The organism is Bacillus pretiosus (genome assembly GCF_051294775.1).
Classification (GTDB): Bacteria; Bacillota; Bacilli; order Bacillales; family Bacillaceae_G; genus Bacillus_A; species Bacillus_A wiedmannii.
On sequence record NZ_JBPPHF010000001.1, the window covers coordinates 1,315,315 to 1,340,424 of the forward strand.

25 protein-coding genes and 1 pseudogene are annotated in these 25,110 nt (G+C 32.0%); 6 read left to right on the forward strand and 20 right to left on the reverse strand.

What is annotated here, in order from left to right; genetic code table 11:
- The first annotated feature begins 54 nt into the window (after window positions 1-54).
- Complete coding sequence (locus ACSG5Z_RS06555) at window positions 55-336, forward strand: hypothetical protein (RefSeq protein WP_435711092.1); 282 nt, start codon at window positions 55-57, stop codon at window positions 334-336.
- Window positions 337-395: 59 nt separating this feature from the next.
- On the opposite strand, the gene ACSG5Z_RS06560 is transcribed toward ACSG5Z_RS06555, so the two are convergent.
- The 3 genes from ACSG5Z_RS06560 to ACSG5Z_RS06570 all read right to left on the reverse strand — a co-directional run bounded on the left by ACSG5Z_RS06560 (window position 396) and on the right by ACSG5Z_RS06570 (window position 4,409).
- The gene (locus ACSG5Z_RS06560; protein ID WP_435711094.1) at window positions 396-2,192 is read right to left on the reverse strand and encodes a Xaa-Pro dipeptidyl-peptidase; all 1,797 of its coding nucleotides are present in this window, start codon (window positions 2,190-2,192) and stop codon (window positions 396-398) included.
- A 200-nt stretch (window positions 2,193-2,392) separates the two neighbouring features.
- On the reverse strand, window positions 2,393-3,769 hold the full coding sequence (locus tag ACSG5Z_RS06565; RefSeq protein WP_087983821.1) for a sensor histidine kinase: 1,377 nt from the start codon (window positions 3,767-3,769) through the stop codon (window positions 2,393-2,395).
- The gene (locus tag ACSG5Z_RS06570) at window positions 3,762-4,409 is read right to left on the reverse strand and encodes a response regulator transcription factor (RefSeq protein WP_046959692.1); all 648 of its coding nucleotides are present in this window, start codon (window positions 4,407-4,409) and stop codon (window positions 3,762-3,764) included. The genes ACSG5Z_RS06565 and ACSG5Z_RS06570 overlap by 8 nt, the downstream gene beginning before the upstream one ends.
- Window positions 4,410-4,530: 121 nt before the next feature.
- On the opposite strand from ACSG5Z_RS06570, the gene ACSG5Z_RS06575 reads away from it, so the two are divergent.
- Window positions 4,531-4,947, forward strand: a complete 417-nt coding sequence (locus ACSG5Z_RS06575) for a hypothetical protein (protein WP_046954155.1) — start codon at window positions 4,531-4,533, stop codon at window positions 4,945-4,947.
- A 45-nt stretch (window positions 4,948-4,992) separates the two neighbouring features.
- Here the strand turns inward: ACSG5Z_RS06575 and ACSG5Z_RS06580 are convergent, their stop codons facing one another.
- The 6 genes from ACSG5Z_RS06580 to ACSG5Z_RS06605 all read right to left on the reverse strand — a co-directional run bounded on the left by ACSG5Z_RS06580 (window position 4,993) and on the right by ACSG5Z_RS06605 (window position 11,691).
- A complete protein-coding gene (locus tag ACSG5Z_RS06580; protein ID WP_435711097.1) occupies window positions 4,993-5,490 on the reverse strand; it encodes a DinB family protein in 498 nt (165 codons plus the stop codon).
- A 100-nt stretch (window positions 5,491-5,590) separates the two neighbouring features.
- Window positions 5,591-6,049: a GNAT family N-acetyltransferase gene (locus tag ACSG5Z_RS06585; RefSeq protein WP_435711099.1), complete on the reverse strand. Its 459-nt coding sequence runs from the start codon at window positions 6,047-6,049 to the stop codon at window positions 5,591-5,593.
- Between the two features lie 389 nt (window positions 6,050-6,438).
- Complete coding sequence (locus ACSG5Z_RS06590) at window positions 6,439-7,143, reverse strand: alpha/beta hydrolase (RefSeq protein ID WP_435711101.1); 705 nt, start codon at window positions 7,141-7,143, stop codon at window positions 6,439-6,441.
- A 174-nt stretch (window positions 7,144-7,317) separates the two neighbouring features.
- Window positions 7,318-8,694: a 5'-methylthioadenosine/adenosylhomocysteine nucleosidase gene (locus ACSG5Z_RS06595; RefSeq protein WP_435711103.1), complete on the reverse strand. Its 1,377-nt coding sequence runs from the start codon at window positions 8,692-8,694 to the stop codon at window positions 7,318-7,320.
- Between the two features lie 22 nt (window positions 8,695-8,716).
- A complete protein-coding gene (locus ACSG5Z_RS06600) occupies window positions 8,717-10,306 on the reverse strand; it encodes a M3 family metallopeptidase (protein ID WP_435711105.1) in 1,590 nt (529 codons plus the stop codon).
- Window positions 10,307-10,422: 116 nt separating this feature from the next.
- Window positions 10,423-11,691, reverse strand: coding sequence for an APC family permease (locus ACSG5Z_RS06605; protein WP_435711107.1), 1,269 nt, complete (start codon window positions 11,689-11,691; stop codon window positions 10,423-10,425).
- A gap of 142 nt (window positions 11,692-11,833) precedes the next feature.
- Here ACSG5Z_RS06605 and ACSG5Z_RS06610 point away from each other — a divergent pair, with 142 nt between their 5' ends.
- Complete coding sequence (locus ACSG5Z_RS06610) at window positions 11,834-12,268, forward strand: Lrp/AsnC family transcriptional regulator (protein WP_098857879.1); 435 nt, start codon at window positions 11,834-11,836, stop codon at window positions 12,266-12,268.
- Between the two features lie 34 nt (window positions 12,269-12,302).
- Here the strand turns inward: ACSG5Z_RS06610 and ACSG5Z_RS06615 are convergent, their stop codons facing one another.
- From ACSG5Z_RS06615 to ACSG5Z_RS06630, 4 genes are all read right to left on the reverse strand, one after another.
- The gene (locus tag ACSG5Z_RS06615) at window positions 12,303-13,163 is read right to left on the reverse strand and encodes a DegV family protein (protein WP_087980723.1); all 861 of its coding nucleotides are present in this window, start codon (window positions 13,161-13,163) and stop codon (window positions 12,303-12,305) included.
- A 480-nt stretch (window positions 13,164-13,643) separates the two neighbouring features.
- Window positions 13,644-14,096 (reverse strand): spore coat protein, encoded by a 453-nt coding sequence (locus ACSG5Z_RS06620; RefSeq protein ID WP_097891924.1) that lies wholly within the window; start codon window positions 14,094-14,096, stop codon window positions 13,644-13,646.
- 14 nt (window positions 14,097-14,110) lie between these two features.
- A complete protein-coding gene (locus tag ACSG5Z_RS06625) occupies window positions 14,111-14,311 on the reverse strand; it encodes a hypothetical protein (RefSeq protein ID WP_060487103.1) in 201 nt (66 codons plus the stop codon).
- A 364-nt stretch (window positions 14,312-14,675) separates the two neighbouring features.
- Complete coding sequence (locus tag ACSG5Z_RS06630; RefSeq protein WP_435711110.1) at window positions 14,676-15,308, reverse strand: spore coat protein; 633 nt, start codon at window positions 15,306-15,308, stop codon at window positions 14,676-14,678.
- An 828-nt stretch (window positions 15,309-16,136) separates the two neighbouring features.
- Here ACSG5Z_RS06630 and ACSG5Z_RS06635 point away from each other — a divergent pair.
- Both ACSG5Z_RS06635 and ACSG5Z_RS06640 read left to right on the forward strand, forming a co-directional pair.
- The gene (locus ACSG5Z_RS06635) at window positions 16,137-16,568 is read left to right on the forward strand and encodes a GNAT family N-acetyltransferase (protein ID WP_097891918.1); all 432 of its coding nucleotides are present in this window, start codon (window positions 16,137-16,139) and stop codon (window positions 16,566-16,568) included.
- 247 nt (window positions 16,569-16,815) lie between these two features.
- Entirely contained in the window at window positions 16,816-16,989 is a 174-nt protein-coding gene (locus ACSG5Z_RS06640; protein ID WP_088122379.1) for a hypothetical protein, read from the forward strand.
- A 119-nt stretch (window positions 16,990-17,108) separates the two neighbouring features.
- Here the strand turns inward: ACSG5Z_RS06640 and ACSG5Z_RS06645 are convergent, their stop codons facing one another.
- Window positions 17,109-17,879, reverse strand: coding sequence for a GNAT family N-acetyltransferase (locus tag ACSG5Z_RS06645; RefSeq protein WP_087983809.1), 771 nt, complete (start codon window positions 17,877-17,879; stop codon window positions 17,109-17,111).
- Between the two features lie 264 nt (window positions 17,880-18,143).
- Window positions 18,144-18,923 carry a BC_2878 family exosporium-associated protein gene (locus ACSG5Z_RS06650; RefSeq protein WP_435711113.1) on the reverse strand — a complete coding sequence of 260 codons (780 nt, stop codon included), beginning with the start codon at window positions 18,921-18,923 and terminating at the stop codon, window positions 18,144-18,146.
- Window positions 18,924-19,176: 253 nt separating this feature from the next.
- Here ACSG5Z_RS06650 and ACSG5Z_RS06655 point away from each other — a divergent pair, with 253 nt between their 5' ends.
- On the forward strand, window positions 19,177-19,497 hold the full coding sequence (locus tag ACSG5Z_RS06655; protein ID WP_087983807.1) for a hypothetical protein: 321 nt from the start codon (window positions 19,177-19,179) through the stop codon (window positions 19,495-19,497).
- Between the two features lie 54 nt (window positions 19,498-19,551).
- Here the strand turns inward: ACSG5Z_RS06655 and ACSG5Z_RS06660 are convergent.
- The 5 genes and pseudogenes from ACSG5Z_RS06660 to ACSG5Z_RS06680 form a co-directional block, all read right to left on the reverse strand.
- Window positions 19,552-21,076: pseudogene (locus ACSG5Z_RS06660) on the reverse strand (MDR family MFS transporter).
- A gap of 23 nt (window positions 21,077-21,099) precedes the next feature.
- On the reverse strand, window positions 21,100-21,807 hold the full coding sequence (locus tag ACSG5Z_RS06665) for a cytoplasmic protein (protein ID WP_435711116.1): 708 nt from the start codon (window positions 21,805-21,807) through the stop codon (window positions 21,100-21,102).
- 18 nt (window positions 21,808-21,825) lie between these two features.
- Window positions 21,826-22,536, reverse strand: a complete 711-nt coding sequence (locus ACSG5Z_RS06670) for a bactofilin family protein (RefSeq protein WP_327972251.1) — start codon at window positions 22,534-22,536, stop codon at window positions 21,826-21,828.
- A 13-nt stretch (window positions 22,537-22,549) separates the two neighbouring features.
- Window positions 22,550-23,173, reverse strand: a complete 624-nt coding sequence (locus tag ACSG5Z_RS06675) for a YhbD family protein (protein ID WP_087980731.1) — start codon at window positions 23,171-23,173, stop codon at window positions 22,550-22,552.
- A gap of 159 nt (window positions 23,174-23,332) precedes the next feature.
- Entirely contained in the window at window positions 23,333-25,069 is a 1,737-nt protein-coding gene (locus ACSG5Z_RS06680) for an ABC transporter substrate-binding protein (RefSeq protein ID WP_435711119.1), read from the reverse strand.
- Window positions 25,070-25,110 lie beyond the last annotated feature (41 nt).

Below are 25,110 nucleotides of genomic sequence, written 5' to 3' on the forward strand. Positions count from 1 at the left end.
TTTCATTCAAAATGAACATATGAAAATTCAGAATTATATTAAAAGGAGGATATGATGAATTCATTAATTGGATTTATTTTTCTTCTTATCACTTTTAATACACTCATTTTCTTTATAGCAAAGAAATATCAACAAATATGGAAAATAGCCAGTGGTATTTTCATACTTTCTTCTCCCGTTGTTTTCTTCGCCACCTTGCACGTAATTGGTGAAAAAGTAGGAGATGGATTCGCTGGAGGTTTTGCTGGGCTTACCTTTAGTGGTCTATTGATCATGAATGCTATTTTTTTATTTGTTGTAAGCATTTTTGTATCTACTAATAAACATTCACATTAAACTCCCCATTTCAAAGTTTAAAGAGCTTACTATGCAGTAAGCTCTTTATTCATAACTATTTATTTCACAATCGGCAATGTTACTTCACTTAATTTTACTGTAAGCTTCGTGCCCGCTTTCGGTCTAATCGTATAATCATAGTCACTAGCGATTAAAATGACCCCTATTTGATGCCCCGCTTTAAATACATAATCATCAGGCTGCATATCCCATGTGAATGTATAATCTTTGCCCGGTTGAATCGCTGTTGAATTTTCTATACTCTTTAAGTTTTGTGGATCCATCCAGCCTCTCGTTACAATTTCCGGCTTTGCTCCACCATAGTCAACAAGTAAAGCAGTTAAATTTGATACAGATCGATCAATATTTCCTGTAATTGAAATCTTTGGTGTACCGCTTATACGCGTATCTTTTTGAAGTACAGGCATTGTATACACTAATCGATTGGCTACTTCTAATTCTGGGTTTTCTATTAATTGATTTGATTTCATTTTTGCATCATCTACGAATGAGAAAACTTTATTTGCAGAGCCCATACTTAATGGCAAATTAACTGCTTTGTTACTTAAATACATACGAACTTTTGACGGTACAGCTGCTGGATCCGGCCAATTTTTTATTTTATCCCAAGTTTTATTTTCACGTTGTACATCCACCATCGGTTCATTCATAATCCCATTTTCAATTCCATACAACCAGTAATCGAACCATTTATTTTGTGTTCTTTGCCAATCATTTGTTGATGTTCCACCGTGTCCACCTTGATGTAACCACATTTTACGAGGGACATCATTTTCTCCAAGTGCTTCCCACCACTGCGCAAACTGCTTCGTCTTTACATTCCAATCATTTAAACCATGAACAACAAATACACTCGCTTTTACGTTTTTAGCATCTTTTACATAATTACGTTTATCCCAAAAATCATTATAATTACCAGTTTTCCGGTCCTGTCCAGTTGTTAGCTCTTTTATTACTTGTCCGCAAACTTCAGGATTTTCTCTTGTTAGTACTGCTTCTGCCATATTATCTGTATCTTCTCCTTGGTATCCACCAGGCGCAATGACTGCACCGTTTGCACGATAATAATCATACCAACTACTAATCGCTGCGATTGGAATAATTGTTTTTAACCCTTCCACGCCAGTCGTCGCAACTGCATTTGGTAACGTACCATTATAAGAAACGCCTGTCATACCTACATTTCCTGTTGACCAATCAGCCTTAACTTCCTCACCATTTTCTGTATATGCTTTCGCACGCCCATTTACCCAATCAATGACAGATTTCGTCCCTAATATTTCTTGCTCATCCCCAGTAGTTGGACATCCGTCTGACTTTCCAGTTCCTATACTTTCACCTAAAATGACTGCATAGCCTCTTGGCACATAATAATTTCCATATGAACCAAGATTAACAGCTCCATACGGTTTCCCTTCATACGCATACAATTCTTCATCTACATTATATACAGGAACATCTTTTAAGCCAGATCGATATGGACTCATTTCATATATAACGGGAACTTTCACATTCGAATCAGTTTTTGGACGCATAACTTTTACTGATACACGATCCTTTTTTCCATCTCGATCACTATCAACTTCCGTCTCTACAAATAAATTTTCGATAATTGCTTCATCAAGCGAGTAGATCGGCTTTGTCATCCCATTTTCTAATTCAATCTTCGTATTTGATTGTAGTCCTTCTGCACCTTTCCCATTTAACTTCACGCCATTCTCATTTATGTAGTTTGTTTCTTTCTTGTCTGCATACGCAGTCATACTAGAAACTCCTGATGTGACTGATAAAGATAAGATTGTTGATAATGTAATTGCTATTTTCTTTTTCCCCATACTTTTTCCTCCCCATATATGTCTCCTTTTACTATACAACAAAATAACAGAAAATTCAGTTTATATTTCATGCAACAACTTGAAAAATTTGTAGAACACTCTTCAAACGAGCTTTCGAGGTTATACATTCTGATTTACTACTCTCATATAATCAAAAAAAACATCGCCTAATAATAGACGATGCTTTTTATAGTTTCGAATTAGTCATTCTTCATATTAATATAAAATCTTATATCTCCCTCTATTGTAGAGACTCCATAATCAAAACCATGTCTTTCTAAAATACTTTTCACTATCGCTAAACCTAGTCCTGTACCAGAATGGTCTTTACTACGAGAAGATTCTAAGACGTAAAAAGGTTCCCAAATTTTATCGATATCTTTCATTTGTTCAGCATTCATACCATTTTGAATTTGAAAATATATATTTTCATTTCTATCTTCTAAAGTAATTTTTATATTTTGATTTGCTGTATATTTTATCGCATTAGATATTAAATTTTGAAAGACCATTTTCATTTTATTTACATCAGCATTAACAACTGCATCGCTAACATTATAGTTCACTTGCAAATTGATTTCTTTCGATTCCAGTTCAATCTTATGCTTATCTAATATACTTTGGACTAGTGATTTAATATCGAATTCTTCTTTTTGTAAAACATCCCTTTCTAGTTTAGAAAATCGTAATAACTCTTCAATTAGGTTTGAAATGTGATCAGTTTGTTTAATGATTGTATCTATGTATGTACCATCATCTAAACCATCTTTTATTCCCATAGAATATGCTTTCACTAATGCGATTGGAGTCTTTAATTCATGCGTCACATCACCCATAAATCGTTTTAAATGTTCATTTCGATCTGTTAAATCTTCATGCGCTTCATTTAGTTTTTCACTCATGATATTAATACTATTAGCTAAGTCCCCTATTTCATCATTTGTTTTCACTTTCGCTCGTTCAAATTTCAAATTTGAAATATCTTCTGCAACATTACTTAATTCTTTCAATGGTCTGGTGATTGTCGTTGAAAGTATCCATACAAGTACGATAATGAGAAAAATCGTAATGCCAAAAATGTAAAAATAAAATGAATTTAACGCTTTTATTATTTCATTAGAATGTGCGATCGAAACTCCTACTAAAATTAACATATCGTCTTTCGCAATGTATTTCACAAAAAAACTAGATTTAATCTTTTCTTGATCATATATTTTATTCGCTTGCCCGAAGTTCTTTACTTTCATTACTTCTTCTTTTGTAATCCAAAGTTTATTAAGGGCAACCCTTTTCCTTGTAAGTTGCATACGTAACTCATCATTAATTCGATCTTCCGAATTGTTAATTGATGTATACGCAATCGTAACATTTCCTTTATTTTCAATGCTAGTAATTGCTTCATCCAGTTGTTTGCTCGGTATGGACTGTATTTGTGCTGTAATACCTTCTAAACTTTCTCGCGTTTTGTAAATATTATATTTCGGTAAAAGATAGTTAATTAATAATAAAGAGATTGTAAAAATAAGAATAACAGTTAAAGAAATGCTGAGAAATAGCTTTTTTCCAAGTTTATTCACTCTGCTCCTCCAAACTATATCCTAAACCACGATGCGTCTTTATAATATTTTCTCCTACTTTTTTACGTAATCTTCTTACATGTGTATCAACAGTTCGCTCTTCTCCGAAATAGTCAAATCCCCATACGATATCTAACAATTTTTTTCGAGTTAAAATCATACCTTTATGATTTAAAAAACACTTTATCAATTCTAACTCTGTTTTTGTAATATCTAACTCTTTGTCATTTTTATAAACTTTATTTTTAGTGAAATCTATTTTCAAATCTTGAACTTGAATGACATCATCATGCTGTATAAGTTTTTTCGCTCTAGTTATTAATACGCCTGGATGAAATGGTTTTTTTACATATTCATCTGCGCCACTTTGAAGTGCTGCTAATTCATCTTCACTTTCACTTTTCGCTGTAAGCATTAACACTTTTACGCTTGAATTCTTTTTTATTTCCTGACAGACAGTAATACCACTATGTTTCGGCATCATCCAATCTAAAACAGCTAAATCAACTTTTTCATCATAAAATATTTGAAGTGCTTCTTCTCCATCTTTTGCTAATAAAACTTCGAAGCCTTCTTTCTCGAAATAAGCCTTTAAAATCCTTAACATATCTTGTTCATCATCTGCTATTAATACTCTCATACATTATCCTCCATTGCTATTAAACAAAAACCAATTGTATTATACAACTTCTTTGTTTCATCAATGTGACAGAAAAATATTTGAACGTTTTAAGGGTATAGTAAAAACGAGGTGTTGTATTATGATTAAAAAAATCGGGGTTATTACTCTTCTTTGTTTCTTATTATCAACAAATGTGTTCGCAAATACAAATCAACAAATTGAAGTGTTTGATTGTCAAAAAGAAATGGTCGTTCAAAAACAATCTTTAGATCCAGCTATTCAAAAAGAAGCTGTTCAATACGCTAAATCCATTACTGGCCCGTTCAAAAACTTAAACGTCGTTCCAAAAGATGGTCACATGATAAAAATCCCATTATCTAAACCAATTTCTATTACAAATCAATGGTTACATACAACAATTGATGAAGTACTTATTCTCCTCCCGCTTAATCAAAAACCTTATATTATGCTTTACGATGATGAAAACAATCCGCATTTTTATTATGTGAAAGGTGATCCGAAGGGATTATTGAAACAAATGAATGTTAAATTATAATGTAAGAAAGATCCCACAAATATCATTTGCGGGATCTTTTATTTATCAGTTAGCAACTACATTTTCATTTAAAAAATGAATAACCTGTCTTTTATGATGATTATCATGACCTATAAATTCTTTAATAATATATATAAGAGAATACGGCGTTCCAGTATGAGGACAGTGTGATACCCCATTGGCTGTTAAAGGTGTCTTTAGATTTTCATCAGGCAGTAATCTAAGTTCTTTTACGAGTAATTCTCTTTTAGCTTTTGCTTCTTCAAGAAGTTTCACCTTAGATATACCTGATTTAGCATAATTAGATGCTAGTTTATTATATGTATCAAAATCAGGGAACTCCATTCCCTGTCCATTTCTCACTGATGATAATGTCTCACATAAAAGATAGTCATCCCAGTTCATAATATGTGATATGATCTCGCTAATAGTCCATTTCCCCTCTGATATTGGAGCCACCCACAATTCCTCTTTCATACCTTTCAATGTATTTAACCAAATTGAATATTCATTAAAATCATTAACAATTTTATTCTCTCCCATTATCTAATTCCCCATTCTAATAATAGATTCTAATAAATTATACCATCAATCTATACAAAAAACGAACAAAAGTTCTGTTAGAGAGATAAATATTAATTCACTACATCCTTTTATGTAAGTTCAAATAATGGCTTGCTCCCACATATTTTATCCCTTTCATAAATCCACTCGAAGTATAAAATTTGTCACCCTGTTCTGTATCTGTATGTAAGACAACAATATTAAAATATTTTTTCGCTTCGCCTAAAATTCGCACTAACAGTAACCTCCCTAATCCTTTCCTTCGGTATTCTTTTGCAATATAAAATCTCCTTATCCTACCAATCCTATTGTTTTCTGTATATGGGTCCTCATTTAACCCTCCTATTCCAATTAACTTTTCCCCTTGAAAAATACCATATAAACATTCTCCAGTTTTATTAAATATGTTTATTTTATTTTCATATTCACTTATTAGTTTTATTAAGAAATTAAATCCTTCTTCTTTGCTTTCTTGAACAAGATAATCGTGCTCGTATTTCATTAAATCTTCAATTTGTTGAATATGTATATCTTTCAAGTAAATTCCCCCTTAATATAAAAATACGTAAAAATGCTCAAGAATTATTTATTCTGAGCATTTTTATGGTTGTTATTTTATTTAATTTGTAGCATGCGTATTCTTCACTTCAGATGTAAATCGATAATATAGTTGCTTTATTTTATTATGAAAATATAAGAGCCTTGCTACACTCTAGTGTGTGGTAAAGCTCTTTAAAGTTGTTTAATTTCTATACATATGAAGATATTTGTACTCAAAAATCATTAATAAAGTTGTTTAATTCTTATTGAACTAAGGCAATTGTTTGTTTAAGTGAATACTTTTACATTTATAATGTCTCTCAAATATAATATTAGTTTATATATTCACTATTCTTCTCTAACAGGTTCAAGATAAATTATAATTTGTTAATCGATATGTTTGTGTAACCACTGTTCAAATATCTTGAACTGTTCTTCAGTATGAAAATAATGTTCACCTGTCTCCATGACTTCTAATTTACAACGATGTTTTTTTGTAAAATAGTTAATAGTTTCAAATTCGCACAGTTCATCCTTGGATCCGTACATAATATATGTATCTGTATTCCATGTATTAATAGGATGTTGTTTTACATAACATAAATAATCCCAATATAACTTTTGACCAATCGGTGTCTCTATAGTCATTTCTTTTTGCAAAAGCTCTGGTGTTACATTAAACCATTTCATCATATTTTCGATAATTCGTTCCATATTAACTACTGGTGATAAAAATAATGCCTTTTCTATCACATCATTTTGATAAGCTAAAAGGCTAAAATAAGCTCCTATACTACATGCAAACACGCTTACTTCTTTCCAATGTTCTTTTGCGTAATTCATAATTATCGATAATTCACTAACACAAAACTGTACTTTGCAAGGAGTATTATCATTTTTTCTGTCTCCATGCTCAGGTAAATCAAAGCTTAATGCTTGATAACCTTTTTGATTAGCTTCTTCAGCTAATATTTGAATAACTGTATCTTCCTTATTTGACATATTTCCATGTACTGCAATAAAAACTTTTTCACTTTTATCTCCCCACAAAACCGCGGGAATATTACTAATGTTAAAATTATCTTTAAGCATATTTCCTCCTTGGAATAAGATATATAGAAATTGGCAAAAAACTGCACACACTTTATAATCCTCTACTTAGTTTTAAAACAAATCAAACTATTACTGATTTATCACAAATGAATTCTACTCCGCTAGTGGAAGAAGGATTTTTATACAATTATATAATTTTTGAAAATGACTTTATTACCTCTGCACAACAGGCAATATTCCCTTTAACTCCATTAAATCATCTATTACTATATCCGCCTGCGCAAGTTCATCTTCTTGTGCAAAATCAAAATTGCATCCAATCGCAATCAAGCCATTCTCTTTCGCTGCACGTATATCAGATAACCGGTCCCCAACTACAGCTGCTTCTTTTATATCATATTTGTTTAAAATATTTTTTACTAAGTCGCTTTTATTAAGTGAGTTTATTTGCTCAATACTAAATGTTTCAGTAACCCATTGGTCTAAATCATAATAAGATACGATTGCTCGTAAATATTCAGTTAAACCATTACTAGCAATATATATTGAACAATCATTTTCTTTTATGTATGTAAAAACTTCTTTTACGTTCGGATATAAAGCACCTTTTCCGCTCTTAATGTTTTCAATTAATCTTTCTAAAAAATATGCATCTGTTTGTTCTCTTACTTCAATAGAATGATTCGGTAATAAAGCTTCCCAGACTTTCGGCAAAGGCACACCCATAATTTCACGGTATTTTTCAATAGGTGTTACCGTATCCCATAATTGTAGTGATCTTAAGTAATCAAAAGTATCATCTAACGATAATTCTAAAATTTTATCAGTTTGAAATAACGTTCCGTCCATATCAAAAATTAATGCTTGTAACATGTCATTCTCCCCTTTTGAACTATAAGTTTTGCCCGATATATTTTTCAGCATCTCAACGATAATTTCTGAACAATAATTTGCGGCAGTTTTCGCGAAGTCGTCATAAGAAATTTGCGCTTCATCATCTGCACTGTCAGAAATACATCTTATAACGAGAAATGGTACTTCATTTATGTAAGCAACATGGCCAATTGCTGCACCTTCCATTTCAGTACAATGCGGCGCATATTCGTCTATTAATCTCGCTTTTAGTTTTGAATCTTCAACAAAACATTCACCACTGACGATTCTTCCTTCATGAACCTCCATATGTAAACTACTACTATTGCATGCTGTACGTGCTAACTCAACTAATTCCATACTTGCGACAAATTCTTCTTGGAACGGGAATAAGTTTTTCATTTGAGTTTTACTTACATCATGGTGGGTAACATTCGTTGAAATAACGATATCACCAACTTTTACATCTCGGTGTAACCCTCCAGCAACACCTGTATTGATGATAGCATCTACATGAAATTTATGAATTAATGTTTGCGTACATGCGGCTGCATTTACTTTCCCTACACCAGAACGTGTAATAATTACTTTTGTTCCCATGAATTCGCCAATGTAAAAAGGCATTCCTGCAATCGTCTGTTCTTCTTGTATAGCTAGTTTTTCTAAAAGTAAGTCTATTTCGATTTGCATTGCTCCGATAATCCCAATTCTGTTCATGTATGTCGTCCCCTTTTTCACTCTAATTAAGCCTTAAATAGTCATCAACATCTTTCGAAATTTGTCTAAAAGCTTTATCCCAGAATGCATAACTTGTTATATCGATTTCAAAATGTTTTTTCATCAGTTCTTCCACCGGAGCTTTTCCTGTTTCTCGTAAAAACTTTTTATATTTCAAATGAAAAGTACTTTTACTTTCATTAGCTATTTCTAATAAACTAAAACTAGCTAAATACCCAAATGTGTATGGATAATTATAAAAAGGAACATCTGCTATATAAAACTGAACATATTTCATCCAAACAAATGGCTGATATTCTAATAATGCATTCCCGTATGCTTGTTCTTGCGATACAATAGATAATTTCTCGATTTCATCAGCACTTAATGGACCTTCTTTACACTTTTCATAAAAATTCTTCTCAAATTCAAATGATGCTCGAATTGCCATTACATAATTAAAACAGTTTCTTATTTTCCAACTAAGCAATGACTTTTTCATATCTAAACTATCTGTTGTTTGAATTAGATAGTTTAAGAGTACCGTTTCAAAGCAAATAGACGCCGATTCAGCCGTACTCATTGGCAAATAATCATCTAAAAAAGAAGTAGATTGCTCAAAACTCATATTATAAAAATGCCAAGCATGTCCTAGTTCGTGCGCAAGTACTCTTACACTATCGATACTTCCGTCATAACGCATAGAGATTCGTGATTCTTTTTCACTGAAAAAAGGAGCACAAAATCCACCAGGTGGTTTATTATCTCTCGGTTCCGCATCCACCCATCCACTCTCTATTGCATTCCGTGCAAATTCTGCTAATTCTTTATCTATATTTTCAAACGCATCGTATATGTTTTGAACTGCTACTGAAAAAGGGATATGAATCTCATTATTTTCCTTTACGGTCATAAGTTCATGCCATGTAATCGAAGCTTCCCCCTTCTTATACACGTTTAAAACACTTACTAATTTATCAAGATTTTCTTCTGTCGCATTCCACATTTGTAATAATACAGTTTCAGTAATACCATTAGCATGTAGAGATTGCGTTAAAATCTCTCTATCTTCTAATTCATTACTCTTTGTATTACGTAATCTCCCTATTTGATTTAATACAGTAGCAAAAATTTCTTTTTCCTTATGTAAGGCATTTGTTAATAACTCGAATACTTCTACTCTTTCCTTTTCATTATCACTATTCATTGCAATATTATTTGCTTGTCCAAATGATATTTGCTTATTATTGTGCTCTATTTCTATCTTATTTCTTAATTGTATGTACATATTTTCCCATGCACCAAGTTCATCTTTTATTAAATTAGTATTAATATTATTGGAAGTTTCCATTTCACTTTTCTGTATTACTTGCTGTACTTCTTTTTTCAAATCTTTTACTGTCATAGTCGATATAGTAAGGTCAGATGAAATACTTTCTTCAGCAGATCGGCAATACAAATAGTATTCTGCTTTTTCAATAGATTGTATAAGTTTTGAAAGAATCTCTACATCTTTTGTCGCATAATATTGTTCTTTCAACCTCAATATTGGAGTTACAATATCCTCAATTGGATACAATCGATCTAAATCCCACCTAGCAATTTCATGCATTTTTATAGCCGCCTCCTATTTTTACAAATAGTTACAGATATTTCTCCCTACACAATTATATATGAAATGGTAAAATTTTAATATCTTTAAATATTTAGATTTCTATAAACAGATTCTTATTTATATCCTTTTCTTCTGCTACTGAAACGCATATAACATAAACAGATAAATGATACAGCTACTGGAATCAGTATTACTCCTCCAATAAAAGGATAAACAGCTACACAACATGTAAAAGCTACTATAGAAAAAATTTTGCCTAACTTATTCTTTATTAATTTCATCCCGGCCGCAGTACCGACTATATATGTAACAATTCCTAACGAATTCGGTATTAATACAATTTTATCTATACTAATATGGAAACCGAAACTTATGAACAAACCAACAAATGCAATAAAACCTACAACTTTTACTGCATTTGTTGGTGTTTCTCTTTTTTTATTAATACGTGCTAAATAACGCGGTGCAACTTCTTCTTTTCCTAGTGAATAACCTAAGCGCTCGATACTTGCGATAAATGCATTTGTCGTCCCTAGACAAATAATAAAAGCTACAAATCCAATTATCCAAGCAAATTGGTCACCTAATGTTTGTTTGATAACAAGCACGAGAGCTGTAGTATTATCAGCATTTATATAATAAGATTTCGTTCCAATTACCGATAATACAATACCTATATATAAAACTCCAATAATTATAATCGCAAATCCCGTAGATAGAATAATATTTCTTTTTCTAGGTGTTTTAAATTCTGGAGCTAAACTTGCAATAGCTTCCCAGCCGAAAAAAGACCAAAAAATTAATAATGATGCCTCTAAAATTGGATTTATTTCTTGCATAGAAATATGTACATTTATATTTTTTATTTCAATATAAGGTAGTGAACTAATAATTGTTACAATTAAAATAAAGAAAGTTAATACACCAATACATACTTGAAACCACCCACTCATTTTTAACCCGTATAAATTAAAACCAATTGAAATACTTAAAATAATAAGCGCTATAACGTAAGAGAAATATGGTGAAAAAGCAAACACTTTCACTATATACATTCCACCAGTCATTGAGACTACGATTTGTCCAACGCTACCCGCAATAAAAAAACACCATCCTATAATAGCACCTATATTTTTACCGAAAGCTTTTTCTGCAAACGTGGCAATTCCACCTGCACTTGAGTACTCAATCGATAAAAAAGCGAATGTGAATGCAAGTGGAACACTAAGTAATATCATAACAAGCCAAGAAAAAATCGCATTCCCTTCTGCTACACTCGCCGTCATACCAGGTAATATAAGGATTCCCGATCCTAAAACCGCTCCGACATATAAGGCTATTCCCCTTTTAATAGAAATTGTTTCATCAAAATGATTAGACATTACAAGCACCTCCATTTATATTTTAATTATAGAAAGTTATCAGTCTATTCAATATGCAAAAGTGTATGTATTTTTACATAAGGTTTTATATTATGTATTTGTTTAAGAAATTTACTTTCAATTTTGCAAAGGAGCATAATTCATGGATGAAATTGATAAGAAAATAACGCTATTACTACAAGAAGATGCCAGAATGACAATTACAGAAATGACCGAACACTTACACCTCAGCCGTCCTAGTGTTACCGAGAGACTAAAGAGATTACAAGATATTGGAATAATTGAAAAATATACCGCACGGATATCATTAGATGCAGTTGGAAAATCAATTCAAGCATTTTTAAGAATTGAAAGTCTAAAGATTCCTTGTAAAAAATTTGAGGAGAAAATCTACGAAGAATATAGAATACTCGAATGTCATCGAGTAACAGGTGAAAGTAGCTATTACTTAAAAGTAGCGGTTCACTCTATGAAGGAATTAGAGGAATTAATTGATATCGTTATACCATTTGGTACAGTAAAAACTTCGATGATTTTATCTTCACCGATACCATATCGACCGATTATTACTGATTAATAAGAAAAAAAGGATTGATCAAAAGATCAATCCTTTACTCTACTTCATTTAAGAAGAACAATGTTAACGCACCAGGTCCTGTATGCGCTCCGATTGCAGCTCCAATTGTATTTACGATAAATACTTCACAGCCGAATCTTTCAGTAATTAATGCCTTTAATGCTTCGGCAGTTTCTAAATCATCACCGTGAGTCATAGCGATTGTTTGACCTTTAAGGTCTTTTCCACGCTCTTCCATAATATCTACAATTCGGCTTAGTACTTTCTTTTTCCCTCTTACCTTTTCAAGTGGTACAAGTTTTCCTTCTTGCACGTTTAAGATCGGTTTAATGTTTAGTAAACCACCGATAAAACCAGCTACTTTACTTAAACGCCCACCTCTCACTAAGTACTGCAAGTCAGCTACTGTGAAGATATGTTCTATATGGTTCATTAGAAAATCAACACGTTTTAAAATATCTTCTTTTGATGCGCCGTCTTTCGCCATTTTAGCAGCTTCTAATACGACAAGCCCTTGACCAAGCGAAGCACATTTCGTATCAATAATTTCTAAATCTAAATCAGCATATGTTTCTTTCACTTCTTCTTTAATAACAACTGACGATTGATATGTACCAGACAGTTCAGATGAAAAAGCTAAATATATACAAGGATTACCTTCTTTTGCATAAGAAACAAATTTTTCTTGGAAAGTTTCAAGTGAAGGCAATGACGTTCTATAAACAGCGCCTTCTCTCATGTTTTGCAGTAATGTAACTGACTCTAATGTAACTCCATCTAAATACTCTGTTTCTGCTTCATCATAAACACGGAGTGGAATTAAATCAATATCATATGCTTGCAGCAATTCTACCGGTAAATCCGCCGCACTATCCGTAATGATTTTAACACCCATTTTTAAACCTCTATTCTGTTATAAATATAAAAAATATAAAATAAAAATAGTACTTTTAAATTATATACGTAAAACTTAAATGAAGAAAGGAAAAGACTTTATATTGTATGCACTATTCTTCAAATGTTGAACTGTTAATAAAAATCATTCCAATTTAACCAATTGTTTATTGTTATTTTTTCTATACCACGAATAATTTTAGGGATTTTTCATTATTATATTTAAATTTTTTAATTTAATGTGGTCTTTTCAAATTTATACTGTTTAAAATTAAAAAGCCAAATCCAATAAAGGAAACGGCTTTTTAATTTTTAAAAAAATAACCAAACTTTATTTTCCATCACATTGTTTGTTAACCTTATTATTCATGCAATGTTAAATATTAGTCCAATTATGATTAATATTTTAGCCTGTACTATAATTAAAAAAGTGAATACTTATCCCTAAGAAGCACCATATTTAAAAAACAGGTCAAATATTTTATAGAATATTTAATTTTACTAGTAAAGCTAATAAAATTTGGAGAAGAATTTGAACATTTACTGCTATGTCTGTATCCGTAGTCGTAACTGTAACATTTCTAGAATTTCTAATGACAGTTTCTTGTTTATTAACTTGTTTAATAGATGATTTTTGAAACAATTCTTGTGCTACACGGTCAGCTTTTTCACTATCTGCTATAGAAATACTTATTATAACCACGATAGCTGCTTGTAATGCTGCTTGAATAGATAACGCAGCTTTTGTATCTGTAGTAGTAACTTCTACATCTGCTGAATCAACAATTGTAATAGATTCTTCAGAAATTTGGTAAGTTTTGCTTTCTTGTGCAGCTGCTTCTGAAACATTGGCATTTTTAAAAGATGGATGAGGATTTGAAGAATCTAATGCACTCCACTTTTTATTTTCATCTGTATGGCATGCTTTGTCCATAAGTTCACCCCCTTTCAATCTAAATAATTATTAACCTGTGATTGTATTTCAGAAACAATACTTTTAATTTGCTGTTTTTTTTCTGGCGATAAATTTTTTAACCTTTCTTCATTTATCCCATGCCTATTAAAAATATCTGAGAGTAAAAGGTCTATGATTATATTCTTTTGATCCTTATCAAACTTAAAGGAAGAAAATTTGTTTAAATCATCCATTTACAATATTCACTCCAATCAATTTTCTATAAAAATTTCAAATAACTACCAGCATTATATGTAATTTAATAAAAATTGCTTGGACAAGTAACTCAATCTTCTATTTCTACTTATTTTTACTAATAAAATCAAAAAGCTGTCTTCTAATAAGAAGACAACTTTCCTTCACATAAACATAAGTTTCATTTACTGTTAAATAATGTATTTAAATTTTACTATTTTGCAGTTTTCCACACTTACTTTCCCATTAATCTTGAATATTAATTCAGTCATAATAAGAATTCCAAGCTTGTACCACATATTACAACAAAAAATATTTGCTTAGAGTGAACCCCTATAGCTAAATATAAACAGATTAGAAACATTATAAAATATTTAGTTTAACTAATAAAGCTAATAAAATTTGAAGGAGAATTTGAACATTCACTGCAATATCTGTATCAGTAGTTGTTACAGTTACGTTTCTGGAATTTTTAATAAATGTTTTTTGTCTATTAATTTGTTTAATAGATGATTTTTGAAATAATTCTTGTGTTATTTTATCTGCCTTTTCACTATCTGCTATAGAAATACTTACTACAACCACAATAGCTGCTTGTAATGCCGCTTGAATAGATAGCGCAGCTTTTGTATCTGTAGTAGTAACTTGTACATCTGCTGAATCAACTATTTCAATATATTCCTCAGAAACTTGATCGATTTCATCTGCTTGTATAGCTTCTTCTAAAAAATTCGGATTTTTACTAAATGAATAAGAATTTAATGTTTCGGAATCCTGTTTTATTGATTCAGAGTCCCCTTTTTTTGGTTCGCAATCCTGTTTTATTGGTGCAGAATCCCCTTTTTTTGGTTCGCAATCCTGTTTTATTGGCTCAGAATCCCCTTTTTTTGGTTCGCAATCCTGTTTTATTGGCTCAGAAACTCGTTTTTTCGGCTCAAACTCCCGATTTAATGGATCTCGGTTTTTCTTTCTTCTACAAACTTCACAATCACACATAAAATCACCCCTTGTAGTCTAAAAAATTAGCAATATGACAATATTGGCTAACTACTAGCATTTTATGTATTTTAAAAAATATTGTTTGGACAAGTAACTTGAATTTTTATTTTATTTCTAATTCTTTTTTCTAATAACAAAAAGCTGCCTTCTAATAGGAAGACAGCTTTGTTTGTGACTATTCTAGAATAGATTTCATACAATATAATTTTTCCTTTCTTATAACCTAAGCTCGTCACTTTAGTTATAAAAATATGAGTATATCCTATAGCCTTTTTGAGGAACCATCCATAATTTATTTCAGAAAAAGTGCTTTGTTTTACTGAAAGGTAGTTGAGGAAACAACCGCCTATTTATTTAAAACAAAATAAAACTTTTATATAAAGGCCCATAATTAAATACACTTAACTTCATATGATATATTGCATCCTTTCTTTTTAGAATGAGTAGTCGTTACTGAAGGGCACTTTTCGAAGTGCTCTTATATTTATATCCCTTTTCTTTTTCTGGAGGATTTTTATCACTCAGACTGATGATTACCACTTTTCCTTAATAGTTTCAATTAATACAGTAGCTACTAACCCTATAAACTCTATACGCTTAAACAATAATGCGTTACCGAACGCATGAACTAATTTTCATTTTGACTATGTAACACTAAATTCACAAGGTTATTATCCTCTGTTTGGTGAAGCTATCATTTCAATACCAACAAACCCACACCTTCAACTAATAACTTAAACAAATGTGCTATAGCTAGTTTTTTTGATATAGCATCTTACGTTCTATATACTGAAGATAGAGCTAGTATTCTGAAGGAGGGCGTATATGAGTATTCAACTAGCCACATCTAATGATTTAGAATGGATTAATAATCAATATGACTCAATAGGTTTTGTAAGAAGTGATTTAAAAAGGGATAAAGTTGCAATTATTACTTACAACAACGAGTATGCAGGTGTTGGCCGATTAGTCCAAATAGATGAAGATACGATGGAAATGGGCGGGATTTTTATTCTCACTAAATTTAGAGGCCTACAATTAGCTGGGGAACTTGTTTCATTTTTAGTAGAAACTGCGAAGAAATTACAAGTACAACATGTATACTGTCTTCCTTTTGAGGAATTACAAAACTTTTATAAGAAATATGGCTATACTGAGGTTGATACTACGAAAGAAGTAGTTCATCCAATTATTCTAAAAAAATATAATTGGTGTTTAGATCATTATGATAAGCATGTTTTATTATTTAAGTTGTAAGTATGCCTAAAGAGAGCGTATACAAAAATATAAATTACTAGACCACTCAAATAATAACCGTACTTTATTTGGTCACCATCAGCTTCTACAAGTTATACAATTACTACATACGTTTCCTTTTTCCACTAACCTTACTTTTGTATAAAAGATTATTTTGTTTAAAATTACCTTAATTCGTATTCCAATAAACTAATCTGAAGGTGAATTCCTATATAATACAATTAAGTAATTAAAAGGAGCGTTATTCATGATAGATGTAATAAGACTCGTTATCTTTATTGTAGTTGCAATTGGTGCTATTTTTAACATTTACCTAGAATTTAAAAAACCTAAAAAAAGTATATTCTCAATCGTTTTTTTATCAGTACTCTTTATCGGTGCCTCAGGTTTAATCAAAGATATTTTATCTAAACTTTTATAGTTATTGGATTAAAAATTACTGTTCTGTCAATAATGTAAGTAACATGATTGTATTTCTCCATTCTGCTTTGGAGAGGAGCAGTTAGCTTTTGCTAGCTGCTCTTTTATTTAAAAATGATTTCATCTATTATCCACAAAATACGTATCATATGCCTTATCAAAAACATATCCTAGTTTTTCTGCCAGTTTAGCAGACGTAGTATTCGCAGCATCCCAGTTTGGATATATCTCTTTTTCTAAGCAGGCCAAGATTAGCGCTGCACTAACTATAGTCGCCAACCCTTTTCTTCTATGATTGTGATCAGTCGCCACTTCAATTTCAATCCCATTATCATAAATGCTATACGATGATGCACCGCATACAACTTCACCTTGGTACAAAATACTATACCCTATACCTCGTTTTAAATAATCTTCTACTGATTGAAATTGACTTGTAAAATCTTCAGAGACCTTATGTAGTGTAGGGATATTTACGATATGTTCATCTATTCTTCGTAACTCGTATCCTTTTGGAAGCGCTGATATAAAAGATTGTAATTTTGAACGATTAAAAACTTCCGCATTACGTTTGAATTTATAGCGTAAAAACTTATCTATTTTTCTTTCGTAAAATGTTTCTAAACGCTTTTTCCACTCTTCACTATTTACGATTACTAACATTCTATCAGGAATGTTACGTAGTAATTCTTCTGTTTCTTTCCTATTTGGATCCCCAGCATAAAATGTGAAAATCCCTACCGTAACTTGCGCTACTGTTGGGTTTTCAAGATCATTTACCCAAGCAGTACCCATATGTCCTTGTAAATAAGAAAGTAAAACAACGTTATTGAAATCCTCGAACATAGTAACTAATTTTTCTCTCGTATGTATACTCGCTTCATATATCATTCAAATTCCTTCTTTCGTTAGACTCAATGTACTTCTACTTCTTTCATAAGTCCTTTTATTCTACATATAAGCAAACGGCTACTAAACTCCATATAATTATAAATTATTCATAAATATAAAATTATTATAACATCTAATGAATAGTAAATGACTGCCCAGTATAAAGGTTAACAGTAAATATACTTAATAGTAATTTACAATCTATAATCTTTTATTATGTAACACCCCTCAACGATGGTTTGAGGGCTCATTTAAATACATTTGTTATAACTCATTCTTATAAATATATGATTCTGTTCCTCCGTTTTTATATACTTTAGTCAATTTTACAACTGACGTGTACGTATTATTGTCATTCATTATCATCTTTTTCATCTCTTCTATCTCAGCATTACCAGTTCCACTCTCGATTTTCAAACAGTTCGAAATGTTGAGGTATCCACTCGATGCGAAAAGAATAATAAACGTAAGATCAGGGAAATTTATGAACAGTATTCCAAACTTTAAAGGATTCGCAGCCGTATCAGATAAAACTAGTCGAAAGTTTAATAGTTCCGGCACTTGAACAAAATCTTTAGAAACTATCGCTTCACCTATTATAGTAATTTGCTTTACGACATTCCCCAGTTCATCTATAAATTCAGTACAACTAGGTGCATCAATTGTTTTTGCTTGTAGTGATAAATTCAATTCTGGATTGTGAAAGTCAAAAAAGAGTGTACTACCCTCTGTTAAACATTGCGAACAAACATTCCCAAGTAAACTAAAATCCTCTTCAATAAATTTAACTTTCGTTTTACAACTACAAACTTTTCCTATTCGAATTGCATCAATCCTAGAGCAATCTACAAAAATAACCTCATTGTCCTCTTGTACGAAGGATACGATACCATTCCTCTTATTAAATGAAAGAAAATAAGATACAACAATTTCGTTTCCGGCGATTACAATACTCTCAACCTTTGTAAAAGACTCTAGACTTCGCAAAAATTCACAAATACTATTTTGGCAGCATTGATAATTTCGTTTCGGCTCACAACCCACTTACACTCCATCCCTTCCCTATATGTTTTATCTAATACATATACTATGAACGGAGTATAAAAAAGCTTGGACAATATAACTTTAACTCAGGAATATAGGTACTTACTTATCACATTAATAATGAAATTACGCCAATAATGAGTAATAGCACATAAATTTCCCTATAAATACATATAACAATTTCATCTTTCATGAAAAAAACGTTATAATAAGGTGTAGCCTCTACGATTACGTTATAAAGGAGAATAAAACAATGGCTAAAATTAAAGTGTACCAAGCAAAAGAAGAAAATATGGATACAGTAAAGAACATCATTGATGTTGAGGAACAAAACCCAACTACTGAAAACTTACAAAATCTATATGCATGTGTATTAGAAACAGAAGATATGGCATTGCCTGAATCATACATTGAAGAAGATATCTTAATTGATTCTATGGAAGTTATGGTTAACGCTTCTCAAAACAAACTAAGAGACTTAGGTGCATACGATGTAATCGAAGTTCAAAACAAAGGTAAGAAAACACAAATTTTATTATTAGCAGACGAAGAATACGAAATTATCGAAGGCTAATCTAAATCCGTACATACGAAAAAGCTCCTTTCCAATTGGAAAGGAGCTTTTTCATTACGCTTTTGATGTTTCACTCTTTTTATTCGTTTGCTGTTTCTTAATTACCATACGCTCATTTCCCATAAAGAAAATAAATATGAATGCTAGACCTGCTGGTACTAATGCCCACATAAATGTTTGAACAATGGAGCTAGAAAGAGCGTCAATAATTTTATCTAATATTTGCGGCGGGATTTGAGATCTTGCCGATTCTGATAGAATAGCTCTTGAATCTCCTAAAGCGTTTGTATTCATTCCTCCGCTCATACCTTTAAAAGCTTCTTCTAATTGATCTTGGAAACCTGTTCTTTGAATCATTCCGAAGATTGTAATACCAAGTGTCATTCCTAATGAACGAATGAAATTACTCGTTGAAGTTGCAGATCCGCGCTGTTCCATACCGAAGTTGTGAATAGCTGCCATACTTAGTACAGAGAATGAGAAACCTACTCCAAATCCAATAATAATCATATAAACCGTTAATAATATACGACTTGTTTCTGGCGTTAATGTGCTTAATAAGAATAGTCCAATTAGCATAATAACAGCAGAAATAATCATAATGTTTCGGTAGCTAAGCTTCGTCGTTAAAAATCCACCTAATTGAGCTGTTACGACTGATCCTAAAAAGTAATAATCCTGAGTTTGTTGCGCTACCACCGTATACACCTTGAATGAATAACGGTATGTATACAGTTGCTGACATGAACGCAGCACCGTAACATAATGCAATAATGGTACTCATTCCGAATAAACGTTGTTTAAACATTTCAAATGAAATGATCGGTTCTTCTACTTTACGTTCAATAAAAATAAATGCAATAATTAAAATAACGAATCCGCCAAATAAGCTTAAAATAAAGTTAGAATCCCAATCATACTTTTGTCCACCTAGTTCTAAAGCAAACATTAGCGAAACTACTGCACCAACTAAAGTAATTGCGCCAAACCAATCAATTTTTTGCTTTCTATGAACTCGTGATTCTTTATAAAAGAATGTAATAAAAATAAGTGCTAAAACGCCAAGCGGTAAGTTAATGTAAAATACCCAGTGCCAGCTTATGTAATCTGTAATATACGCACCAAGCAGCGGACCAAAAATACTTGATAAACCAAATACTGCTCCGAATAATCCACCCATCTTCCCGCGCTTTTCAGGAGGAAAAATATCAAAAACGATAGTAAACGCGATCGGCACTAATGCCCCGCCGCCAATACCTTGAATGGCACGATAAATACCTAACTGTGTAATATTTTCAGCAGTACCACAAAGTGCCGAACCAATCATAAAGACGATTAAACCGAAAATAAAGAATCTCTTTCTACCATACATATCTGATAGTTTTCCGAATATCGGCATACCTGCCATTTCTGCAACCATATAGGCAGAAACGACCCATACAAAGTTTTCAAGGCCTCCTAAGTCACCAACAATCGTTCCCATCGCCGTTACGACAATGGTATTATCCATTGATGCCATTAAAATACCTAGCAATAAGCCCGCCACAACAAAGCCGAGCTTATTATTCTTCTCAACCATAACCTTGCTCTCCCTCGTACTACTTATATTTGTTTATGTTCTTTTACAACTGCATTACCTTTTTGATTAAAACTAGTATGATATTCTACAACACTAATTTCACATCCTGGACCAATGGTAACGTTATTTCCTCGTACTACTTCAGCAATCGTATGCTCTAAATAAATTTCATCTCCTTCAATGATAGACGTTTGGAGGCTTCCAGCATGACTTGTAAATGGAATAAATCTCGCTTTTTTACGAACGGTAATCTTTTTACCGCCGATTTCTCTCACTTTGCTGCCTTCATAACGAAGTGAAATTTCAATATTTTCAGCATTAAGTAATCCATCACTTTCAAGGCCACCAGTTAGTGATAGTTCTTCAACTTCAATATCTCCTTTCACATTTAAAGCGCCTTTCACATCTACGAAATCACCAGTAAACTTCCCTTTAACTTCTATCATACCTCTTACTTTCGTTTTTTCAATATGGGCATCACTATTCATTTGTGTATTTCCGTATACTTTTACATATTCCGCAGTTACATTTCCTCGTACTTCACTATCTCCATACACGACATAATTTTTCACTTTCATATTACCGCGCACTTCACTCGTGCCGTACGTTTTAAATTCATTACAACTCATATCATTAGAAATCGTTCCTTCACCGCGAATCTTCACTTTGTTATAATCCCCGCCTGCTGAACTACCAGAACCATTAACAGTAAGACTATGTTGATCTTCCATATTACTTTCTCCCTTCCATTAAATCTGCTTCATTTCTTTTACATTTGCGCTTTTATCGACAGTAAGAACACCCGTATATTCAATGAGTTCAATCTCACAGTTCGCTCCTACTGTCACATTGTTTCCTCTTACCGTTTTTATGTGAGCATAATCAATATCAATATTGTCACCTTCTAATAGTTCAGCCTCTAATTGTATACCAAATACTGATTTAAACAGTCTACTAAAAGTACTTAGTCTATGTTTTACTTTAATCGTTTGACCACCAATTTCTTTTGCTCGACATGTACCGTGAATATTAATATTTATTTCATCGGCGCTTAATAATCCACCAATTGTAAATTGTCCTTCTGAAGAAAAAGTATCCACTTCACAATTCCCATCAATCGTTGCTTGACCGTTGATTTTAAATTCTTCTCCAGTTACATTTCCACCTACTGTACCTTTTCCTGCAATTTTTAAACTGTTTGCCTTCACATCTTGCGTAATTGTTGCTTTCCCATCAATTCGCATCGTTTCCGCAATAACTGTACCATCAACTTTACCTGATCCACTAATTCTTGCATTGCTACTTTTCAAATTTCCAGTAACAGCACCGTAACCGTTACATTCAAACTGGTCACATTCAATATTTCCATTAACAGTCCCTTTTCCATTTAATTGCACTTTATGAAATTCGCCGCCATTCGATGAACCGTAACCATTTATAATCAAATTATCTGTACGCATACTTTCTCCTCCACTACAACAGTTTCGTTTTTAATGCTTCGGTATATTTCATAATCGCTTCGCGTAAAACAATTTTAGTACCTTTTTCAAAAATTAAATCGTCCACATTTGAAACTAAGAAACATGTAGAAATCCCTAACTTTCGGACGATGATTAAGTCACAAGTTTTATGCTTAATCGCTTCATAATTTTCACGTAAAACTTGCAAGACCATTTTTCCTTCTTCTAAACTAATCTCTCCCGATTGTAGTAACTCTTCTAACATATACACATAAAGAATATCTACAAATTGAAACTCTGTTGTTTTATTCGTTTGTTCTATGAAGAATTGTAAAACTGGCTCTGATGCAATTCCTTTACGTAAGACGTCTTCTTTTGTTAAAAGAATTTCTCTAACACTCGGTGAAAACATATTTGCTAGTTCATCAAGTGATAAATCTTCTTTCATCGTTTGGATTTTATCAATACGCTCTAATATCTTTTCTTTCGGAAAAAATGTCTCTTGACCCGTGAATGTTGACTTTCGTACAAACCAATCTTCCGGTATTAAATTTTTTCTTTTCCACCTATATAACTGTCCGTATGAAATACCAGTTAGTTCTAATAAATCTTTTTTTGAAATTAAATCTGTACTCAACTGTATAACACTCCTTCCTGACAACAATGTAACATAACACTGTTACGCTGTAAATAGACTTTTATCATAAGTAGCGTAACAATGTGTAAAACAAACCTGTTTCACACACGAAAAAAAGGCTCTTACACATCATGTAAAATGCGTAAAAACCCTTATTTATCAACATGTAAACCATATTTCATAAAAATCAATCCACCCTTGTGAATTAATCATTATATTTTGTACTTTTTCGTGAGAAGTTACTTGTTGTTTGTTACGGTATAAAGGAATAATATGAATATGACGTAACAAAGTGTCCTCAATATCGCGTAACAATGTAACTCTATTCTCTAATTGTTCTTTTTTAAAATATGGGAACAACGTTTTATGAAAGTCCATGCTGCTTTGCCCATGAATAAAACTGTTTTTTGTCAGATACATATAAAGCAGACTATCTTCTATTCGCTCGCTAATTGTTGCACTATCATGCATCATATCAGCCTTTTGTATCGTACTCATTTCTAATAAATCTTCTATTTCAAGAAAATTATTTTCTACATAAATCCCGTACTTCGCACACTCTTTTTGTATCCATTGTGCATCTTCAACGTGATCTCGTCCTGTAAATGTATAAAGTTGTAGCACTTCATTATGATATTTACTTCTCTTAATTAAACTTTCTATATCTTCCTCAATTTCTACTATGCTTTCATTTGCTAATATTAGTTTCTTTGCCACTTCTCCGCGTTCTTCGCCGAGTTCTTGAACAATTTTATCGCCATGAATAATTTGATGTAGCGCCTTTCGAAGTAGCTCATCTTGCATTGGTCCTTCTTTTACAAGATTGCACGTTACATATGTTACGTTCGATTCAAGCCGAGAAATTTCTTTATTATGTTTTTCTTTATCTTTATACTGCGCCTTTACTAACACGTCATATGTATTTACACTTTGCTCCACATTCAACAGTTCAATTCGATCAAGGAAAGGTCTTTCGCGATAATATAAATCATGTGCTTCTAGTACAAATAAATATGCATTCTTCTCTCGTAATGTAAAAGGCCCAGTACCAATGAAGTTTCCTGTTTCATCTTCATGTACGATAGAACACTGTTCTGCACTAAGCATATGTAAAAACATCCTATTTTCAGCATGTAATTGAATTTCAACAACACATTCATCCACTGCACGGACGCTTTCAACATGTTGTAACATCCATGCGTGTGGGTTGTTTTCAGTTTTCATAAATCGATTCAATGAATGGATAACATCATGTGCAGTAAGTCGTTTTCCATTATGAAGATAAATGCCTTTTCTTAAATAAAATGTCCAAACCTTGTCAGCGTCATTATATTGCCAGTGAAAAGCAAGTCTTGGCTCTATACAATTTGTTTCCTCATTCACATATACGAGTGTATCAAAAATATGTTTAACCATATGACATTCTGAGCGCATCGTAGCGTAAACTGGATCTAAAGCGATGTCCAGGTTCATTTGTACTTGTAAACGAAGTACGTCTTTTCTTCCTTCAGGTGTCCGTTCTATTTGATGACCAAATATGGAATCTACCCAAGCTTCATACTCTTTCTTTATTGATGGAAATTGTGAGCTGTAGCGTTCTACAAATGAGATTCCACTTTTCACATCTCCTTTTTTCGTTAATTCTTTTCCTTTTTCTAAAATTAATGTCATCGGTTGCTTTTGAAATATTAGTTTAGAACGATTCCCTCTTCCACGCCCTGGAAACCAAGTAATCCAACGTAGTTCTTCTAATTTTTTTATTATTAATTTACTATTACGTTCCGTACAAAATAATATTTCGGATATATTTTGCACTGTTATTTCTAATTGTTCTCCTTCTTTTTCCCTTTTGCCATAGGCAATCCATAGTTCAATGTATTGATCTAAAATAAACATCATATTCCCCCTAAAAGGTGAAAAATACTCCTTATTCTTTC

Excerpts from the sequence above, each read along its gene's own strand:
- ACSG5Z_RS06555 (WP_435711092.1), top strand. The coding sequence starts at position 55 with ATGAATTCATTAATTGGATTTATTTTTCTTCTTATCACTTTTAATACA.
- ACSG5Z_RS06560 (WP_435711094.1), bottom strand. The coding sequence starts at position 2,192 with ATGGGGAAAAAGAAAATAGCAATTACATTATCAACAATCTTATCTTTA.
- ACSG5Z_RS06570 (WP_046959692.1), bottom strand. The coding sequence starts at position 4,409 with ATGAGAGTATTAATAGCAGATGATGAACAAGATATGTTAAGGATTTTA.
- ACSG5Z_RS06575 (WP_046954155.1), top strand. The coding sequence starts at position 4,531 with ATGATTAAAAAAATCGGGGTTATTACTCTTCTTTGTTTCTTATTATCA.
- ACSG5Z_RS06580 (WP_435711097.1), bottom strand. The coding sequence starts at position 5,490 with ATGGGAGAGAATAAAATTGTTAATGATTTTAATGAATATTCAATTTGG.
- ACSG5Z_RS06590 (WP_435711101.1), bottom strand. The coding sequence starts at position 7,143 with ATGCTTAAAGATAATTTTAACATTAGTAATATTCCCGCGGTTTTGTGG.
- ACSG5Z_RS06595 (WP_435711103.1), bottom strand. The coding sequence starts at position 8,694 with ATGAACAGAATTGGGATTATCGGAGCAATGCAAATCGAAATAGACTTA.
- ACSG5Z_RS06600 (WP_435711105.1), bottom strand. The coding sequence starts at position 10,306 with ATGCATGAAATTGCTAGGTGGGATTTAGATCGATTGTATCCAATTGAG.
- ACSG5Z_RS06605 (WP_435711107.1), bottom strand. The coding sequence starts at position 11,691 with ATGTCTAATCATTTTGATGAAACAATTTCTATTAAAAGGGGAATAGCC.
- ACSG5Z_RS06610 (WP_098857879.1), top strand. The coding sequence starts at position 11,834 with ATGGATGAAATTGATAAGAAAATAACGCTATTACTACAAGAAGATGCC.
- ACSG5Z_RS06615 (WP_087980723.1), bottom strand. The coding sequence starts at position 13,163 with ATGGGTGTTAAAATCATTACGGATAGTGCGGCGGATTTACCGGTAGAA.
- ACSG5Z_RS06620 (WP_097891924.1), bottom strand. The coding sequence starts at position 14,096 with ATGGACAAAGCATGCCATACAGATGAAAATAAAAAGTGGAGTGCATTA.
- ACSG5Z_RS06625 (WP_060487103.1), bottom strand. The coding sequence starts at position 14,311 with ATGGATGATTTAAACAAATTTTCTTCCTTTAAGTTTGATAAGGATCAA.
- ACSG5Z_RS06630 (WP_435711110.1), bottom strand. The coding sequence starts at position 15,308 with ATGTGTGATTGTGAAGTTTGTAGAAGAAAGAAAAACCGAGATCCATTA.
- ACSG5Z_RS06635 (WP_097891918.1), top strand. The coding sequence starts at position 16,137 with ATGAGTATTCAACTAGCCACATCTAATGATTTAGAATGGATTAATAAT.
- ACSG5Z_RS06640 (WP_088122379.1), top strand. The coding sequence starts at position 16,816 with ATGATAGATGTAATAAGACTCGTTATCTTTATTGTAGTTGCAATTGGT.
- ACSG5Z_RS06645 (WP_087983809.1), bottom strand. The coding sequence starts at position 17,879 with ATGATATATGAAGCGAGTATACATACGAGAGAAAAATTAGTTACTATG.
- ACSG5Z_RS06655 (WP_087983807.1), top strand. The coding sequence starts at position 19,177 with ATGGCTAAAATTAAAGTGTACCAAGCAAAAGAAGAAAATATGGATACA.
- ACSG5Z_RS06665 (WP_435711116.1), bottom strand. The coding sequence starts at position 21,807 with ATGGAAGATCAACATAGTCTTACTGTTAATGGTTCTGGTAGTTCAGCA.
- ACSG5Z_RS06670 (WP_327972251.1), bottom strand. The coding sequence starts at position 22,536 with ATGCGTACAGATAATTTGATTATAAATGGTTACGGTTCATCGAATGGC.
- ACSG5Z_RS06680 (WP_435711119.1), bottom strand. The coding sequence starts at position 25,069 with ATGTTTATTTTAGATCAATACATTGAACTATGGATTGCCTATGGCAAA.